Source organism: Levilactobacillus yonginensis (assembly GCF_003946265.1).
Taxonomy (GTDB): domain Bacteria; phylum Bacillota; class Bacilli; order Lactobacillales; family Lactobacillaceae; genus Levilactobacillus; species Levilactobacillus yonginensis.
Genome location: NZ_RHNO01000015.1, coordinates 31254 through 49598 on the forward strand (window position 1 = coordinate 31254; position 18345 = coordinate 49598).

The 18345-nt window shown below is 48.0% G+C and carries 16 protein-coding genes; 11 read left to right on the top strand and 5 right to left on the bottom strand.

The window, feature by feature from the left end; genetic code table 11:
- Nucleotides 1-165 precede the first annotated feature (165 nt).
- The 6 genes from EKM87_RS08580 to EKM87_RS08605 all read left to right on the top strand — a co-directional run bounded on the left by EKM87_RS08580 (nucleotide 166) and on the right by EKM87_RS08605 (nucleotide 7690).
- On the top strand, nucleotides 166-1113 hold the full coding sequence (locus EKM87_RS08580; protein ID WP_125683810.1) for an AEC family transporter: 948 nt from the start codon (nucleotides 166-168) through the stop codon (nucleotides 1111-1113).
- 40 nt (nucleotides 1114-1153) lie between these two features.
- Nucleotides 1154-2224, top strand: coding sequence for a DMT family transporter (locus EKM87_RS08585; RefSeq protein ID WP_125683812.1), 1071 nt, complete (start codon nucleotides 1154-1156; stop codon nucleotides 2222-2224).
- Between the two features lie 619 nt (nucleotides 2225-2843).
- Nucleotides 2844-3515 carry a 2,3-bisphosphoglycerate-dependent phosphoglycerate mutase gene (locus EKM87_RS08590; protein ID WP_125683814.1) on the top strand — a complete coding sequence of 224 codons (672 nt, stop codon included), beginning with the start codon at nucleotides 2844-2846 and terminating at the stop codon, nucleotides 3513-3515.
- Between the two features lie 125 nt (nucleotides 3516-3640).
- Entirely contained in the window at nucleotides 3641-4873 is a 1233-nt protein-coding gene (locus tag EKM87_RS08595) for a serine hydrolase domain-containing protein (protein WP_125683816.1), read from the top strand.
- Between the two features lie 358 nt (nucleotides 4874-5231).
- On the top strand, nucleotides 5232-6536 hold the full coding sequence (locus tag EKM87_RS08600; RefSeq protein WP_125683818.1) for a GntP family permease: 1305 nt from the start codon (nucleotides 5232-5234) through the stop codon (nucleotides 6534-6536).
- A 23-nt stretch (nucleotides 6537-6559) separates the two neighbouring features.
- Nucleotides 6560-7690 carry a glycerate kinase family protein gene (locus EKM87_RS08605; protein WP_125683820.1) on the top strand — a complete coding sequence of 377 codons (1131 nt, stop codon included), beginning with the start codon at nucleotides 6560-6562 and terminating at the stop codon, nucleotides 7688-7690.
- Nucleotides 7691-7842: 152 nt separating this feature from the next.
- Here EKM87_RS08605 and EKM87_RS08610 read toward each other — a convergent pair whose 3' ends face one another.
- Nucleotides 7843-9177 (bottom strand): C1 family peptidase, encoded by a 1335-nt coding sequence (locus tag EKM87_RS08610; protein WP_125683822.1) that lies wholly within the window; start codon nucleotides 9175-9177, stop codon nucleotides 7843-7845.
- Between the two features lie 532 nt (nucleotides 9178-9709).
- A complete protein-coding gene (locus tag EKM87_RS08615) occupies nucleotides 9710-10144 on the bottom strand; it encodes a MarR family winged helix-turn-helix transcriptional regulator (protein WP_125683824.1) in 435 nt (144 codons plus the stop codon).
- A gap of 116 nt (nucleotides 10145-10260) precedes the next feature.
- Between EKM87_RS08615 and EKM87_RS08620 the strand changes: the two genes are divergently transcribed.
- Entirely contained in the window at nucleotides 10261-10719 is a 459-nt protein-coding gene (locus EKM87_RS08620) for a hypothetical protein (RefSeq protein WP_125683826.1), read from the top strand.
- A gap of 145 nt (nucleotides 10720-10864) precedes the next feature.
- On the opposite strand, the gene EKM87_RS08625 is transcribed toward EKM87_RS08620, so the two are convergent.
- The 3 genes from EKM87_RS08625 to EKM87_RS08635 form a co-directional block, all read right to left on the bottom strand.
- A complete protein-coding gene (locus EKM87_RS08625) occupies nucleotides 10865-11671 on the bottom strand; it encodes an aldo/keto reductase (protein ID WP_125683828.1) in 807 nt (268 codons plus the stop codon).
- Between the two features lie 335 nt (nucleotides 11672-12006).
- Nucleotides 12007-12693, bottom strand: coding sequence for a ribose-5-phosphate isomerase RpiA (gene rpiA / locus EKM87_RS08630; RefSeq protein ID WP_125683829.1), 687 nt, complete (start codon nucleotides 12691-12693; stop codon nucleotides 12007-12009).
- A 25-nt stretch (nucleotides 12694-12718) separates the two neighbouring features.
- Complete coding sequence (locus EKM87_RS08635) at nucleotides 12719-13039, bottom strand: N-acetyltransferase (protein ID WP_225428424.1); 321 nt, start codon at nucleotides 13037-13039, stop codon at nucleotides 12719-12721.
- A 173-nt stretch (nucleotides 13040-13212) separates the two neighbouring features.
- Between EKM87_RS08635 and EKM87_RS08640 the strand changes: the two genes are divergently transcribed.
- From EKM87_RS08640 to gltX, 4 genes are all read left to right on the top strand, one after another.
- Nucleotides 13213-13752 carry a dCTP deaminase/dUTPase family protein gene (locus tag EKM87_RS08640; RefSeq protein WP_125683831.1) on the top strand — a complete coding sequence of 180 codons (540 nt, stop codon included), beginning with the start codon at nucleotides 13213-13215 and terminating at the stop codon, nucleotides 13750-13752.
- A 90-nt stretch (nucleotides 13753-13842) separates the two neighbouring features.
- Nucleotides 13843-15225: a DNA repair protein RadA gene (gene radA, locus EKM87_RS08645; RefSeq protein ID WP_125683833.1), complete on the top strand. Its 1383-nt coding sequence runs from the start codon at nucleotides 13843-13845 to the stop codon at nucleotides 15223-15225.
- A 36-nt stretch (nucleotides 15226-15261) separates the two neighbouring features.
- Nucleotides 15262-16443, top strand: a complete 1182-nt coding sequence (locus EKM87_RS08650) for a PIN/TRAM domain-containing protein (RefSeq protein ID WP_125683835.1) — start codon at nucleotides 15262-15264, stop codon at nucleotides 16441-16443.
- Between the two features lie 152 nt (nucleotides 16444-16595).
- A complete protein-coding gene (gene gltX, locus EKM87_RS08655; RefSeq protein ID WP_125683837.1) occupies nucleotides 16596-18086 on the top strand; it encodes a glutamate--tRNA ligase in 1491 nt (496 codons plus the stop codon).
- Nucleotides 18087-18345: the final 259 nt, after the last annotated feature.

Consider the following 18345-nt stretch of genomic DNA (forward strand, 5'->3'; position numbering starts at 1 on the left):
TACCGCAACTTTGGTGATTTCACAAGCTGTCAAGGTAGGATAAACCGGATAAGAATGCTGGTTGTAAACGGTTGCGAAGGCGTGTTTGCGCGGACCTATGCTATAATAAGACGCGTTGCTTAAGAAACTCTAATTTTTCGTAATGATTAGCGGGGAGGTTAGCGGATGGCCGTCTTTATTCGAAGTGTCTCAGGGGTCTTGATCATTTTGGTCATGATCAGTCTGGGGTACGTACTTTCCCGCCGGGGGTGGTTTGACGATCAAGCGCCGAAGCTAATCGCCCGGTTGGTGACCCAGATTGCGTTGCCAGCTTATATGATCAGTACCATTACCGCGAAGTTTTCCGCAGTGACGTTGAAACGAACGTTGCCGGATCTACGGTTCCCGATTATTTCAATGCTGATTATGTTTGGCCTTTCAATTATTGCCTTCCATTTATTCCGGATTCACCCGCAACACCGGGGATTGTTTGAATCAATGTTTTTGAATTCAAATACGGTTTTTGTGGGATTACCCGTGAACGAAGCGTTGTTTGGTCCGAAGAGTTTACCATTCGTGTTAGTCTACTACATGGCAAACACGACTTTCTTTTGGACCTTGGGGGTTTACCTCATTCAGCGCGATGGTCAAGGTAAGGCTAAGTTCAATCTCAAAGACACACTCCAAAAGATTTTTTCACCACCGTTACTGGGATTCATTGTGGGGGTCCTCTTGGTCCTCCTTAACATCCAATTACCAGATTGGATCATGAAGGACTTCCAGTATATCGGTGGCCTGACGATTCCGCTGTCGATGATTTTTATCGGGACAGCCATCGCCGGGGCAGGATTGCAGAACATCCGGTTTAACCGGGATAGTTGGGGCATCCTGTTTGGACGGTTTATTGTGGCACCAACCTTAATGGCGTGCCTGGTACTACCGTTACCCTTACCAATTTTAATGAAACAGGTTTTTATTTTGCAAGCAGCGATGCCCGTCATGACGAATGCACCAGTAGTCGCCAAGCTCTACCGAGCGGATGCCGACTACGCGGCCATCATGGTAACCGAAACGACCCTCCTAAGTTTAGTGGTGATTCCGATTCTGATGGTGATTGTCCAGCACGTTGCCTGATTGTTGAGTCGGTTCATATAAGGAGGAACAATTTTTCGTTTTGAGAAAAACAATGTTGTACATCGCATTTTCAACCTTAATGTTTAGTTCAATGGAAATCGCTTTGAAGTCTGCCGGTGGGGCGTTCAACCCCATTCAGTTGAACCTCATTCGGTTCTTCATTGGGGGCGTTGTCTTGTTGCCAATCGCCTTACGTGCCTTACATAAGCAACATCACCGCTTAAATCGGAGTGATTGGGCGTTGTTCTTCCTGACCGGCTTGGTCTGCGTCATCATTAGTATGACGCTATATCAATTGGCAATTACGGTGGATGAGGCTTCCACCGTTGCCGTGCTGTTTAGCTGCAACCCCGTCTTTGCCTTGATCTTCTCTTACTTGATCTTGCATGAACGAATGGGGCGGGCTAACTTGATTGCCGTTATCGTCTCCATCATTGGTCTGGTAGTTATCGTCAACCCCGCGCATTTAACGAATCCCGTGGGCCTGACCTTAGCCATTGCCTCAGCGTTGACCTTTGGGCTGTACAGTATCGTTTCCCGGTGGGGCTCCGTCCGTCACGATTTCAACGGCATCGTGATGACCTGTTTCACTTTCTTGGCTGGCTCATTGGAACTGTTCATCATCATGGCCATTACTCACGTGCCAGCGATTGCTGGGAGTATGCGTCAGGTGGGATGGTTACGTCAGTTTGCTGCCATGCCAATTTTACAAAATATTAGCTTCCAATATTTCTGGATTCTGTTCTTCATCGGGGTTTGTGTGACCGGTGGTGGGTTTGCCTTTTACTTCTTGGCAATGGAACGTTCCGATGTTTCCACTGCGTCACTGGTCTTCTTTATCAAACCAGGTTTGGCGCCAATCATGGCGGCCATTTTGATTCACGAAAAGATTTTGACGAACACCATTGTTGGGATCGTCATCATCTTGATTGGGTCCGTCATTACCTTCATGGGGAACCGGGTCAAGGCACGCGAATCCGATTTGGAAGAAGAAGATGCCAGCGACTTTCAAACGCCTGCTATGGCTGAACAGTCGGCGGTTGCTAAAGCTGCCTTAGCCAAATTGGCACGACACGCTGAAGAATCTTCAACTGATTACTCAAATGACTAATTAAACCAATGTCACGCGTCCTTCTAAATGGAGGCCGGGTGGCATTTTTTGTTAGACGCTAAAGGTTGAAAGCACTGAAACACCCACTATGTCTGATACAACAAGAGTTTGGTATTGGAATTTAGTCAGAAATAGTGGGAAATTACCGCCTTACCGTTCACCAAATTTTGACTGGAACGCGGCGGGAAGGACGGGACAAGTCAAAGAACGGTCTTGCCCTTCGCTTGAAGCCGCAAAGCATGTCTTCAAGTCGCCATTTTCAAGAAAGACACTTGAAAATCCCACGGCTTAGTTCAAATTTGGCTCACTCTCGGCTACTTAATGGAGCGCCAATAATATTGCGTAAGTGCGGTCATGTAGGTATTTAAGCTAGCTTAGTTTCCAAGAACCCGTCTGACCGCCGCAGGTGACTGGATAAGACTAGTTTTAAGTCTATAACGCCTTACTATTCTTGGCTTGATAACGGTTTTCGAACTTTCTTTAGTTAGACGGTGCGTTTCAGCAGGTGACCCAATTATTCTCGTGAAAAGTTACACGAATTAGACGAAACGCCCTGGGAGCTATGGTATCATGGTTGGTGGGAATTGATTGAAATGACTGAGAGAAAGGGAGTATGGCGATGGCAACGCTAGTTATTTTACGGCACGGAGAGAGTGTCGCTAACCGGGATAATATTTTCACGGGGTGGAGCGACGTGCCGCTGACGGCCAAAGGCAGGGAACAGGCCTGGAGCGCTGGTGAATTGGTTGCTGAGACTGGTATCCAGTTTGCGGCACTGCACACGTCCATGCTTCAGCGGGCAATTGTGACCTCCCACATTATTTTAGAGGCCATTGATCAGCTCTATTTGCCAGAGTATAAATCATGGCGGCTGAACGAACGGCATTACGGTGCGCTCCGTGGCAAGAATAAAGCAGCCGTGCAGGCAGCCGTGGGGGTCGCCCAGGTGAAGCTCTGGCGGCGGAGTTTTGAAACGGTGCCTCCGTTACTGGATCACGTGATTCAGGACCGGCGCTATGATCAATTTGGCCCGCACGTGGAGCCATTGGGTGAAAGTCTAGAAATGGCCTATCATCGATTGATGCCTTACTGGGAGGATGAAATTGCCCCACGGTTGCTGGCCGGTGACAATCAATTGGTGGTCGCGCACGGCAGTACGTTGCGGGCGTTGATTAAGTACCTCGACCATGTGGCGGATGCAGATATCAACCAGGTTGAAGTAGCAAATGGTGAACCCATTCGCTATGATTTTGATGATCGGTTGAACGTCTTACGGAAGACCGTCCTGTAGCCGAAAATTAACAAAAGAATAAGATAATTAAGTTGGCGGAAGCAATGCTCATAAATCATTGTTTTTGGCCAACTTTTTCGTATAATCAAGCTAGTAGTATCTATTAGATTGGGGATTGGGGAAAAGTGAATAAGCGAAATTTGATCCATTGGGGTGTGTTACTGGTCATTATCTTGGGGATAAGCGGCCTGGTCTTTGGGATGCATCAGATCGATACACAGGACAAAAAAGAAATCGCAACGTCTAACCGTAAGTCGGCAAAAAAAATCAAGCGGGACATTCGGTCAGACGCCCGAGATAGTAGCCGCCAGCGGACCCATCAGGTGACTGCATTTGATCGGCGGCGTGCTGGGAAGCAAACACCGATATTTACGGGTAAGTTAACGACGGCACTGAAAGATAAAAAATTCAGTGGGACGGCCTTGGTGGTGAAAAATGACCAAGTGGTTTATCAGCGGTCATTTGGGATGGCCAATGCTGAGAAGAATCAACAGAACCAGGCCACTTCTCAATTTGTGGTGAACTCTATTCAGAAGTCGATGACGGGGATGCTGGTCATGCGCGCCGTCCAAGCCGGCAAGATTTCACTGACGGATAAGTTAAGTAAATATTACCCGAAAATTGCTGGCAGTAATCGCGTGACCCTACGGCAGATGCTTGATATGAAGGCGGGACTGGTGGGAGAGGTCAATCCTAGCACGACACTGTCTGAGAAGGGCGTGTACAAGTACTCTAGTCAGTTGGCCAAAGTCGATAAGCAGTCAATCAATAAATTTAACTATCAGCCAATCAGTTTTGTTTTATTGGCGGCCATTGTGAACCGAGTGACGGGGTTATCCTATTACCAAAACTTCTATGAACACATTGTGACGCCGCTGGACTTAAACCATACGTCGTTTGCCCAGATCCGGTCCACGACGAAGGGCATGACGATGGGGTATAAAGGGAATATTCCGGGTGATTACACCACACCGGTCTCAACGTCCATGCGAGACATGGAGGCACAAGTGGCCACTGGGAACGCGACAATGAGTGCTGGGGACCTGTTCCGAGCAGAGCGGGCCATCATTCAAGGAACCCTGTTGGCAACGCCTAGTGGCGCTAACGAGCTCCATGAAGCGAAGGTGGCAGACGCTAACTACGCCGGAGGAATGTATCACTTTGAGAAGCTCGGCTACTATGGTCATGGCTTAGGCGAGTTTTACGAAGGAACGTTCGTGATGAGTAAGAATGGACGGACTGGGGTAATTTTCCTCTCAAACAATTTCTACAAGAAGACCATGTGGCCAGACTGGTCGACCGAAGAGTTAGCCAAGACCACCTTTAAACATGTGTTAACGGCGAAAAATCTTAAATAACTAGTGCTAATTGTCTTTAGGCATTCGAAAATGAAGAGGTCCGGGATTTTGTCCGGGACCTCTTTTTTTCCAATTCAACCACCAATTATTTTGTGAAAGTCACCTGGTGATTTTCTGGATTAACTAGTAAATAGTTAAATTAGTCTGGAGATTGATTATGGGCCAAAACGAATTTCACTCGGATTTAACGAGCTATATTAAACCGGTATACCTACAGGCGGCACGTGAATTTGCGACTATGCCATTAATTAGTCCGGATAAATATAGCGCTTTCATAAGGAATTATGTTGCGCTATACTGCAAGAGTACTTTGTGAAATTTACCGAGCAACAATGACTAAGATGGGAGTGGTCTACGCGTGTCAGTTTCTGTTAGCTGGATCGGAGCCTTAATCGGGTTGGCTCTTGCAATTATTTTAATCCTTCGTAAATTAAATCCCGTTTACTCATTACTCCTGGGAACCATTGTGGGCGCACTCATTGGTGGTGCTAATCTCACCCAAACCGTTAACATCGTCGTGACTGGCTCTCAGAGTGTCATGGGAACTGTCGTCCGGGTCTTGGCTGCTGGTGTCTTTGCCGGCGTCATGATGGAGTCCGGTGCGGCTAACGCCATTGCCCGAGGAATCGTCACAAAATTTGGGGAAAGCCTCGCCATCTTCTCGTTAGCGTTGGCAACCATGATCATTACAGCGGTCGGGGTCTTCATTCCCGTAGCCGTCCTGATTGTGGCGCCAATTGCGCTAGAGGTGGGCAGTCGGATGAAGATTTCTAAGCTGGCGTTATTGGTGGCCCTGTCCGGTGGGGGAAAAGCCGGGAACATTATCTCGCCTAATCCCAACACGATTGCGGCCGCTCACGGATTCAACATTGAGTTGAGTCAATTAATGGTGGCCGATTTTATTCCTGCCGTCTTTGGGTTGATCATGACCGTGTTGCTGGCAACGTTGCTACGTCACCGGGGTGCCATTGCCACGATGGCCGACGTTCAGGCTAACCAGGACCAGAGCACGTCCGACGAACCGGTGGAACTTCCTTCCTTGCGGTCCGCTATTGTGGCTCCCGTACTGGCGGTCATTCTGCTCTTGCTGAACCCCGTTGGTAGTATTTTACATATTGGATTATTAGAAAAATTTGAAGTCGATGCCATGTATATTTTGCCACTGGCCGGGTTAGTTGGGATGCTGGCCATGCACCAGGGCAAACAAGTCTTAGCCTACACGAAGGCTGGTATGGCACGGATGACGGACGTTGTCTTGATTCTAATTGGTGCTGGGGCAATTGGTGGTCTGATTACGACCTCAACCCTCCCCGCAGCAATTGTGCATCTGATTAAGATCTCCGGTATTTCTGGTACCTTCCTGGCACCAATTGCTGGTATCTTGATGGCCGCTGCTACAGCTTCGACGTCAACCGGTGTTATCTTAGCCACTGGATCGTTTGGGAAAGCCATCTTGGCCTTCGGTACGGCACCACTAGCCGCAGCCGTGATGGTTCATACCGGTGCTACGGTGATCGACCACCTGCCACAAGGAAATTATTTCCACGTGACGGCGAACGCGATGAACATGACCTTGAAAGAACGGATGCAATCAGTCCCTTATGAAACAGCTGTTGGGTTAACGATGACGGTTGTTGGGGTCATTATGTTTACCTTGCTCTAGATTACGGAAAGGATGGTTCACCTGTGAAAATTGTGATTGCCCCAGATTCATTTAAAGGAAGTCTGACTGCGAAACAAGCCGCCGAGGCCATTCACACCGGTTTACAACGGGTATTCCCGGATGCAGACTATGAAGTCGTGCCAATGGCTGATGGTGGCGAGGGGACGGTGCAGTCCTTGGTTGACGCCACACAGGGAACGTTTAAACACGCCGACGTGCTGAATCCCTTAGGCCAAACGGTCTCTGCTGAATACGGACTGTTAGGCGATCAACGGACCGCCGTCATTGAAATGGCCGCAGCTAGTGGCATTCAGTTTATCAACGATGCGACTAAGAATCCCTTGGTTACGACGACCTATGGGACCGGTCAACTGATGCTAGATGCGATGCATCACGGTGCTCAGGAAATCGTGATTGGTATCGGTGGTAGTGCCACGACGGACGGCGGTCAGGGGATGGCTGAAGCGTTAGGGGTAAAGTTCCTCAATGCTGCCGGCGAGCCCATCAAGCGAGGTGGCGGTGGCTTGGCTGAACTAGCCAGTATCGACGTTTCTGCGGTTGATCCGTTGGTGGCCCAAACCAAGATCCGGATTGCGTCTGACGTGACGAATCCATTGGTGGGACCAAAAGGTTCGGCAGCCGTGTTTGGTCCGCAGAAGGGGGCGACGCCAGAGATGGTTCCCATTCTGGATGCGAACTTGGCCCATTACGCGGCAATTATTAAACAAACCTTGGGGAAAGACTTGGCAGATTACCCTGGTGCCGGTGCTGCCGGTGGACTGGGTGCGGGTTTGTTAGCCTTTACCCGGTCGCAGATGGAGAAAGGTGTCGAAATTGTGGTTCGGGAAACGCACCTGAAAGAGCGAGCGGTGGGGGCTGACCTGGCCTTTACTGGTGAAGGTGCCATTGATTTCCAGACGCAGTACGGTAAGACCCCGATGGGAACTGCTCAGGCTGTGAAAGCAGCCAGTCCACACGCTAAGGTGATTGGTGTAGCTGGCAACGTTGGAGAGGGAATCGACCAACTCTATGATTTGGGCATTGATGCCATCTTTGGTATCCTACCGGGAGTTGTTGATCTGCCAACCGCCATTCAGACGGGACAGGCTAACTTGGCCCGGACTGCGGAGAATATTGCCCGCGTCATCAAATAGCTTGATTTGACACCTGCTGGCTAGGCTAGGTCTGCCGGGAAAAACAGCCTGCCATTAGACGATTTGAAATTAAAAAAGTTAGGCATTAAAAAGTCCGTGAAATCTTAGCGATTTCACGGACTTTTGGACTATATTAAGAAAGAAACTTTTGACTAAGCTAAAGCACCCATTGGGTCCCATGGCGCCAGAACAGTTGGTTCTTCGGTTTCCTGCGTCTTCTTCAAGTCGTCAGGTAAGAATTGCTTGTTCACAACAACTTGGTAGCAATATTCATCCATCCAAGCGTCGCTCATCACGAAGTAACCCTTCGTTCCGACCTTTTCACCCCAAGAGTTTTCAACTTTCCACTTGGTTGGTTGGCCATCGACCAAGTCGACACCAGTTAAGACCATGGCGTGGGTCATCATGCTTTCACCATAATCAAGGCGTTCTGCCTTGGTCGTGGAGAAGTCGATGTTGAAGAGGGCATCCTTGTCGTAGAACTTGGTGTCCATGATTCCTTTTTGACGTTCTGAGGATTGACCAACGTCACAACCGAACCAAACGGATTGGCCAGCTTGTAATTGCTTGATGGCCAGTTGCTTGAAGTCCTGCATCGTGACGTTTAAATGCTTAACTTGGCGGCCGTTGACCACGTTGCCTAACATTTCAACGGTGTAGGTGTGGTTGTATGGCTTGTCGTCAGTTGGGGCGTTGATGATGGAAACGTAGTCGCTTAAGTCCCAGTTGACGTACTTGTCGAAGAAGGACTTAGGGGTCAAGCCCTTGTCGATGTGGTAGTTTTTGTCATCGTCGCGGTATTCGAAGTCGAATTCGCTAACGGGTTCGCCGAGTGAGAAGCTCAGTAAACGGTAAACTTCGCCTAACATCTTGTCCTTAGCAGCGGCAATGTCAGCATCGCTGGTCTTGTCGGCAACTAATTTACGTAAAGTAACGGCATCCTTACGTAGCTTTAAGTTCAACGTGCTGTTGAGTTCGCTGGACTTGGAACTGTTATAAGTTTCAGGCATAACGGACTTAGGCACGATTCCGTACTTTTCAATGATGGCACACAGCATGTCCCATTGACCACCGTCTTGTTGTGGGGTAGCCATTAAGAAGGCGACCTTCCGGCTAGACGTTGGTTGGTCAGCAGTGGCCAAGACGTTTTCATAAAAGTAGTTAGCTTTTTCAAACTTGTCCCAGAAGTTAGTGTAGTTCTGAGATAATTCAAAATCGCTTAAGTTGAAGAGGTCGGCTAAATGATGACGCATCGTGTTCAATGCGGCAAACATCCAGCAACGGCCACTTTGCTTTTGATTGGCAACTTTCCCAGTGTCCAAATCAATGGAGAAGACGGGAGTCATGTCGGTTTCTGAAGCGTAATCGGCAGAAGTTGCTAAAATTCCTTGATGACTGACGGCCCGTTCTAAGACCTTTGCGGTGGGGTCAGCAGCTAAAGCTTGTTGGTAACGGGCGGTTTGATCCGCCGTGATTTCTTTACTCAATGACGTCACTCTCCTAACTATTCTCTCATTGTACCCCAATCTTCTCATTTTTGTATAGGGTTGGTTGAAATTCGTGGGTCAGGGACAAAAGTCTCAGGCCCGTTTGCGGCTCCGAACGAATGTAATCGAAATGTGTGACAAGCGGCAGTCAGTTCGGCCTAACCACGCTAGACAAACAATCCAAGACCGGGATTATGTGACGATTAACGTTAATGATCATTGACTAACCAGCCTTTGACGCACACAACTTTTGGTTGACAACCCAAACGACCAAGCCCATTATTTGAATAGATATACTTGTCGGGGGATGTCAGGATGTTCTATTTGGGAGATTCTTTGTTTTACATAATTAGTTTTGTCTTTTGGATTGCAGTCTTTGGTGGGATTATTTGGCTGATTAGACATTTGGTTAAGCGTAAATAGGCAGTTGACGTATTAAAAGGGTGCTCACTAACTCCGTGTGGAGTAGTGAGCACCCTTTGTTAATTGCTGGCTTAAATGAACGTTAAATCGTGGTTTTAGTGAAAATGGATCACTGGAGATGATCGAATACCTTTGCACGCTCACTCAGGGATGCCAATTGATTGAAAAATAGTTCGACGTCAGCTGCTGATGTATCAACGAGAATTTGATCCCAGAGCGCTTGTTTAATTTGCCGAATCGTTTCACAGGCAGTCAGGCCCTTAGGGGTAATACTGACCCAAGTGGCTCGGCGGTCAGTGGCATCAGGGACCCTGGTGACGTAACCAGCGTTCTCAAGGCGGGTCATTTCACGACTAACGAGACCTTTATTGATGGCCAGTTCGGTTGTGATTTGTTTGGCGGTGACCCGGTCATGTTCGCTGATAAACAGTAGAAAATTTGCGTTGCTGGCATTGATTTCAGGGAGCGTTAATTCGCGATTCATAGCCGTCTGAAAGCGACGGTGGAGTGCTCCAATGAACTTTCCTAATTTGATAGTGTCCAAGGCAACGGCCTCCTTTGTGGTTATTTAGGTTAGTATAGCATAAATATAGTTGACAAATACACTAAATACGACTATTCTGTAATAGTTGTCTTATCAACTATATGGAGGACTTTAAAATGACTTTAAAACAGCGATTACTTTTTACATTATTTTTGTGCACCGGTATGGCTAGCAGTATGAGCTGGTTAGGAATGGCGAAGAGTGTTGGCATTAACCACAACATGTGGCGAGTATTTTGGCTGTCAGTTGGGCCCACGATTGCCTTCGCTTTCGTTCTTAACCTCCTGGTAGCTGTGAATTTGAGTAACTTGTTAATTAAATGGCAGACGCACCGGATGGTTGATGAGGCGAGAATCCAAGCGAAATCTACGACGATTCGTAGTTGGACCATGCTCCTGACAATGTGTTTCACAATGAGCACGCGGGCGTTACTGTTGAACGGGACACTGGGGCATATGACGGTGAGTCAATTTATTCTGGGGTTCTTCAGTACCCTGACAATGGCCTATTTTATTCGGGACCTGTTCGTTATGCCAGCAGCGACTCGCTTGGTATTTCGGATTATGCCTTCTTAGTAGGGCAGTTGAGACTTCCAGCGTTATCAGCCTTCAGTGACTCATAACCAAGCATGGAGACGCCGGTAACAAAAAAAGCGCCTGGGACTGCTCCCAGACGCTGGTCGGTTTTGAATGACCGATATTTCTAATTTTTAACAACTGCTTAGTCGTAATTTAAATGCTTATCTTGATCTAAGCCGTTGATTTCTGCAATTTCTTCGGTCGTCAAATGAAAGCCAGAGATTTCAAAGTTTTCTCGAACCCGGGCTGGCTTTGAGGACTTAGGGAAGACCACAAAGCCCGTGTCAACTTGCCAGCGCAAAACAATTTGTGCTGGGGACTTACCATATTTATCAGCCAGCTTAGTGATGACGGGGTCTTCGAGAATCAAGTGACCGTGGCCAATCGGTGAGTAACCTTCATTCAGCAGACCATTGTCCGTGTCGAATTTGCCTAATTCAGCTTGTACCTTGTAGGGGTGACGTTCGATTTGGTTGACCATTGGTTTAACTTTAGCCATGGCAAAAACCTGGTTCAGTTGGTCTTCGGAAAAGTTGGAAACCCCAATGGCCCGAACCTTCTTTTGTTGGTAGAGCGTTTCTAAGGCGCGCCAAGTGTCTAAGGTGAGGTCGAAGTTTTCTTCATTTGGCCAGTGGATTAAATATAAATCCAAGTAGTCTAATTGTAAGTCACTTAATGTTTGGTCGAAGGCTGCCAGGGTCTTATCGTAACCTTGATCAGCGTTCCAAACCTTGGACGTGATGAACAGGTCAGAGCGGTCAATGCCAGACGCTTTGATGGCCGTACCAACGGCTGGTTCGTTGCCGTAAATGTGGGCGCAATCGAGATGCCGGTAGCCAGCATCTAAGGCTGTCTTGATAGCTGCTGGGACGTCTTTACTGTCAATTAAGTAAGTTCCGAATCCTAACATGGGGATGGTAACGCCGTTGCTTAATTGTGTCGTTTCCATGTAATTACCTCACTATACAAATATTTTAAAGCGATATAAACATGTATTAATGATACACTACTGGGCTAATAGTTTCACGGATGGCACCTTATCACCGTGTACCATTCGTTTGAGTACAGACATAGTGGAAAATTGTCGCCTTACCGTTCGCCAAATTTGGACTGGAACGCGGTGGGCAGGACGGGACAAGCCCAAAAGCGGTCTTGCCCCTCGCTTGAAGCCGCAAGGCACGTCTTCAAGTCGCCATTTCCAAGAAAATCACTTGAAAATCATAAGAAATGCCCCATTCAATTCTATTTCAGAATTGAATGGGGCATTTTAGAATTAAGTTAAAACTAGTCCCGTGCGTTCAGGACTTCTGGTCCATCTTGACGGCCAACAATCACAGTGTTGACCGTGTCTAAGAAGAGTCCGTGTTCGACGACACCCACGATGCCGTTTAACGTGTCGGCTAATTCGTGAGGATGGTCGATCCGGCCCAAGTGCAGGTCAATGATGTAATTCTTGGAGTCGGTCAGCACGTGGCTGCCGTCTTCTTGCATCCGGAATTCAGGGTGTAAGCCCATTTTATCCAGCTTTTCTAACACATGAGTGGAACCGAATGGAATGACTTCTAGTGGAAGTGGGAATTGGCCTAAGTGATGAACCATTTTGCTTTCATCAACGATCCACATGTTTTTAGTCGAGTTGATAGCCACGATTTTTTCCCAAAGGTGAGCAGCACCGCCACCCTTGATTCCTTGGAAGTTATCGTCAATTTCGTCAGCACCGTCAATGGTGAGGTCGAGGTGGTCGACTTTATCCAATTGCTTGATGGTGATGCCCAATGATTCAGCTTGCTTAGCGGAACGGTCTGAAGTGGCGACCCCCACGATGCTGAGGCCCTCTTCCTTAACGCGCTTGCCAAGGGCATCGATCATGTAACGAACGGTTGAACCGGTACCGATACCTAAAATCATGCCATCTTTGACGTACTTTACGGCTTCTTGGCCAACGAGGGCCTTTAATGCATTCTGATCCATCTAAATGTCTCCTCTTCTGAGTGTTCTAGTCTAAAGATACTGGTTGTACCGCCGCGGCCCCGCTGACCGGCAGTTGGTGGTCTGCCAGCAACGTGGGCGCGGGATGCTGAGTAAAGTAGCGTTTGGCGTACGGGTCCAACAACTTAACGGTTACGTGCGCCGCCGTTGCTAGCTCGATGAACCGGGTGATCAGTTGAGCTGCTAATTCAGTAGCAGGCTGTGATGGTCGGACAAAAATTTGTTCGAGTACCCAACTTGCGTCACTCAAGCAAATGTAGTGTAAGCTTGCCCGCAACTGGTCGTCGACCATTAGGGTCAATCGACCAGGTTCTTCTGTAATCGCCATGCCAAAACTCCTTTTCCAAACCAGTCTTACTTCGATTTTGGTCTATCAGGCAAGGGTTGTCAACTAATTTTCGAGAGAACGTGTTTTTGCTGGTAATCTGGTCTGAGGATGCTTATTCTAGTAACAGAGTGAAAGATTAGCGTTCATCTAAAAATGAGGGAGTGTCGATTTTTATGCAACGGGGATTTGAAATTGTCAGTAAGTATGCCGATCAGGGGTTAAAACTCCCTTATAGGACCACGCAACAGGCGGCGGGCTACGACTTTGAGTGCGCCGAGGACTTTACGTTACCTTCTATTTGGCGCCATGATCTTCTCCACGCTTTTAAACACCTGAAGCACCGTGAACCCTTGACGACAGCTGAGCTAACGGCCGGCCAAAGTGACCTGAAGCCTTGGCTGGTTCCGACGGGCATCAAGGCATTTATGCAGCCGGGTGAGGTGCTGATGCTGGCTAACCGGTCCAGTAACCCGTTGAAACACAATTTGATTCTGCCAAACGGGGTCGGCGTGATTGACGCTGATTACTATAATAATGATAAAAATGAAGGCGAAATTTTTGTTCAGCTGGTCAACGTGGGTCTAACTGACATCACTATCCAGAAGGGCCAACGGATTGCGCAGGGAATCTTTATGCCATTTTTACTCGCTGATGGGGAACAGATTCCACAGCAACAACGGACTGGTGGCTTTGGGTCTTCGGACAAAAATTAGGTCGGAAAAATAGCGCAACAGACTAGTGGGGAACGCCCATTAGGTATGCTAAAATAAAGTTAAATCAATCAAGAAAACAGGGGGATCTACGTGGCTAAACCAAGAACAACTTATGTTTGTCAGAACTGTGATTATAGTTCACCGCGCTATCTGGGCCGCTGTCCCAACTGTGGCGAGTGGAATACGATGGTGGAAGAGGTTGTGACCCCGGCCGCTGATAAGCCAAAGCCGCAATCTACGCGAACAGCTGTCGGTGGGGAACAGTCCCATCCACAACTCATGAGTGAAATTAAGCATTCCACTGAAACTCGGGTCAAGACTCAGATGGAGGAATTGAATCGGGTCTTGGGTGGTGGTATCGTACCGGGCTCCCTCATCTTAATTGGTGGGGACCCCGGAATTGGCAAGTCCACCTTGCTGCTACAGGTGTCTGGGCAACTTAGTCAGACCGGGGGCAAGGTGTTGTACGTGTCAGGGGAAGAAAGTGCTTCGCAGATTAAGATGCGGGCTGACCGATTAGTGGTCAATAGTGATAATCTTTACCTCTATCCAGAAACGGATATGGCCAGCATCCGAGCTAACATTGAACAAATGCAGCCGGATTACGTGGTTATCGATTCCGTTCAAACTATGCAGGCACCAGGAATTGAATCGGCCATTGGCTCGGTTTCTCAGATTCGGGCCGTGACGGGTGAACTCATGCAAATTGCCAAGACCAACGGCATTACGATTTTCGTCGTGGGTCATGTGACCAAGGGAGGCGCCATTGCGGGGCCTAAGATTTTGGAACACATGGTGGACACCGTCTTGTACTTCGAAGGTGATTTGCACCACACCTACCGGATCTTACGGGCAGTGAAGAACCGTTTTGGGTCCACCAATGAGCTAGGAATCTTTGAAATGCGGGAAGGCGGGCTCTATGAGGTGGCCAATCCGTCGGAGATTTTCTTAGAGGAACGGTTGAAGGATGCAACTGGGTCGGCGATTGTGGTCTCGATGGAAGGGACGCGACCAATTCTGGTTGAAGTTCAAGCCTTGATTACACCGTCAGTCTTTGGCAATGCGCAACGGACCTCAAGTGGGTTGGACCGTAACCGGGTCTCCTTACTGATGGCCGTTCTGGAAAAGCGAGCGAACTTGATGTTACAGAATCAAGATGCCTTTTTGAAGGCTGCCGGTGGGGTCAAACTTGACGAACCCGCCATTGATTTGGCGATTGCGATGTCGATTGCTTCCAGTTATCGGGACACGGCGACGGCCCCTACGGACTGCTTCGTGGGTGAAGTCGGACTGACTGGTGAAATTCGGCGGGTCAACCGGGTTGAATCGCGGGTTGCCGAGGCCAAAAAGCTCGGTTTCAAACGGATTTACGTTCCTAAAAACAATCTCCAAGGGTGGAACCCACCAACTGGAATCGACGTTGTGGGAGTTTCCACGTTGCGGCAAACGTTGAAATTGGCTTTGGGCGTTTAACGGTGTTCACTGCCAGTGAAGGGAGGTGAGTAAATAATGCGTAAGAAAACAGTGATTTTGATTGTCTTTGCCGTCATCGGGGCCATTCTCGGGGTAGCTTATCTGCCCCACATCTGGGTATTGATGGGGGTCACGAGTCCGTTAGTCGACAACATGCTCGTTAATATTTTGCTTGGTGCTATTATTTTCCTGATTTTGGGATTGCTCTTTGCGGGCCTGTTGCTGAAACTAATCAATCGAATCGAAGCCTATTTGAACCAGCAGAATCCGGTGACCATGATTCTGGGGGCGTTGATGACCATCGTTGGGTTAGTCCTAGCGTTGTTGATTTCGTCGTTCCTGTTTAAGATTCCAAACGTTCTGTTTGGAACCGTTATTCCCGGAATCTTAATGCTACTTTTTGGTTATTTTGGTTTTCGAATTGGGGTGCGGCTGAGTAAGATGCGGCCAGAAGAATGGCGGAAGCTGTTCCAACCTCGAAACAAGAAGAGCGCTGAAGAGAAAGCAGAAAAAGCCGTGTTAGATAAAGAGGTGGAACCTAACTTTCACCACTACAAGATTTTGGATACCAATATCTTAATCGATGGTCGTATCTACGATTTGGCTAAGACGGGCTTCCTGGAAGGGACACTCTTAGTCCCCAACTTCGTGTTGTATGAACTTCAGTACATTGCAGATTCTAGTGATTCAATCAAGCGGGTACGGGGTCGTCGTGGCTTGGACATTTTGAACAAGCTCCAGAATGAACACATCATGCCGATTGAAATGTACGAAGGGGACTTTGAAGACATTCCGGAAGTTGATAGCAAGTTGATTGCCCTGGCTAAGCAAAATGGTGGGGTGATTGTTACCAACGATTACAACCTGAACAAAGTCATCCAGTTCCAAAACGTTCAGGTCTTAAACATCAACTCCCTAGCTAATGCGTTGAAACCACGGGTCATTCCTGGTGAGGACATCCACGTGATGGTCGTCAAGAATGGGACCGAACGTCAACAGGGGGTTGCTTACCTGGATGACGGAACCATGGTTGTCGTGGAAGATGGTCGTTACTTCATCAATAAGCAGTTGGATGTCACGGTTACGAGTGCCATTCAAACGGATGCCGGCCGGATGATTTTTGCTAAGCCAGCTCACTCCAGTAAGAATATTGAGGAACAGGCTGAAAGTGAAAAGTCAGCAGCTAAGGGGTCCAAAAATACAAAGCGTTCCCGTTAATTTACTGAAATTGACGGAATTCTGAGAAGGATTGAGGGTCACGCCTTTATTTTTCTTGGCGAGCATTGTAAACTTAGAACATTGCGTCATAAAATTATGGCGAAGTGTCAGCAATTAAACGTGAATAAAATTTAGAAAGAGGCGCAAACGTTTTGGCGAAAAATTCAATTCGGGTTCGGTACGCACCGAGCCCAACCGGTCATTTGCACATTGGTAATGCCCGGACGGCCATTTTTAACTATTTATTTGCCCGTCACAACAAGGGTAAGTTCATCATCCGGATCGAGGATACGGATACGAAACGGAACATCGCAGACGGTGAACGGAGCCAATTAGAGAACTTAAAGTGGCTTGGTTTGGACTGGGATGAAGGTCCTGACGTCGGTGGCGACTACGGTCCTTACCGTCAATCCGAACGGCGCGACATTTACACGCCACTCATCCAACAATTGTTAGATGAAGGCAAGGCTTACGAATCTTACCGGACGGAAGATGAATTACAAGCCGACCGTGAAGCTCAAAAAGCGCGCAAGGAAATGCCTCACTACGAATATGAATACGCTGGGATGAGCGAAGAAGAAAAGCAAGCCGCTATCGATGCCGCTAAGGCTAAGGGCTTGAAGCCAGTTGTTCGTTTCCGCGTACCTAAGGATGAAATTTTTGCCTGGGATGACATGGTTAAGGGAAACGTTTCCTTTAACTCTGACACCATTGGTGGGGACTTCGTTATCGCTAAGCGTGACGGGATGCCAACTTACAACTTCGCCGTGGTTGTTGATGACCACAAGATGGCTATCAGCCACGTCTTCCGTGGTGATGACCACGTTGCCAACACGCCTAAGCAATTGATGATCTACCAAGCCTTTGGTTGGGAAGCACCTAAGTTCGGCCACATGAGCTTGATCATCAGCAAGGATACTGGTAAGAAGTTATCTAAGCGTGATGAATCTGTTCTGCAATTCATCGAACAATACCGTGACCTGGGTTACTTGCCAGAGGCTATGTTCAACTTCATTCTGTTGTTGGGCTGGTCACCGGTGGGTGAAGATGAAATCTTCAACCGTAAGCAATTCATTAAGATGTACGATGAAACTCGCCTGAGTTCATCACCTGCCACGTTTGACAGTGACAAGCTGGAATGGTTGAACAACCGTTACGTGAAGGATGCCGATGACAGTACCATCATGGATCTGGCTTTGAAGCAATTGATCAAGGCGGGGAATATTCCAGCTAACCCAGACAATCAAAAGATTGAATGGGCGCGGCAATTGATCAACTTGTACAAGCGTCAGATGAGTTACATGGCTCAAATCAATGACATGGCTTCAGTCTTCTTTGAAGAACCTGACCAAGTTAGTGGTGAAGCCTTTGACGAAATCAACAACGAGACCGCACCGCTGGTCTTGAAGGCGTTCGCTGCTCAGATTGAAAAGTTGGACTTATTTGATGCGCCAGAAATCTTTAAGGTCATCAAAGCCGTTCAAGCTGAGACTGGTATCAAGGGTCGGCAACTTTGGATGCCGATTCGAATTGCTGTGACCCACGAAATGCACGGGCCAGAACTGCCAGAATCCATTGAATTAGTTGGGCGGGAAACTGCTTTAACACACATCAAACAAACTTTAGCGCAATTAGAAGGCTAATGATTTCGTAAAGAAGCCGAGTGAAGGCCAATTGGCACTTCATTCGGCTTCTTTGTTATCCCCTGATTATGCTACAATGGAGCTACCTCAGTTTATTTCAATGAAGTAGGCTGCCGCACCGCCCGACCGGTGCCAATCGTGAGTTGTTGCCCAGACAACTGGTTCTGTTCAGTTAGGGCCCACCACGACGATGGCGACACTTAAGGAATCACCGTTAGATTCAGTATGATTTCAATCGGGTGGCAATAACTAGCTAATT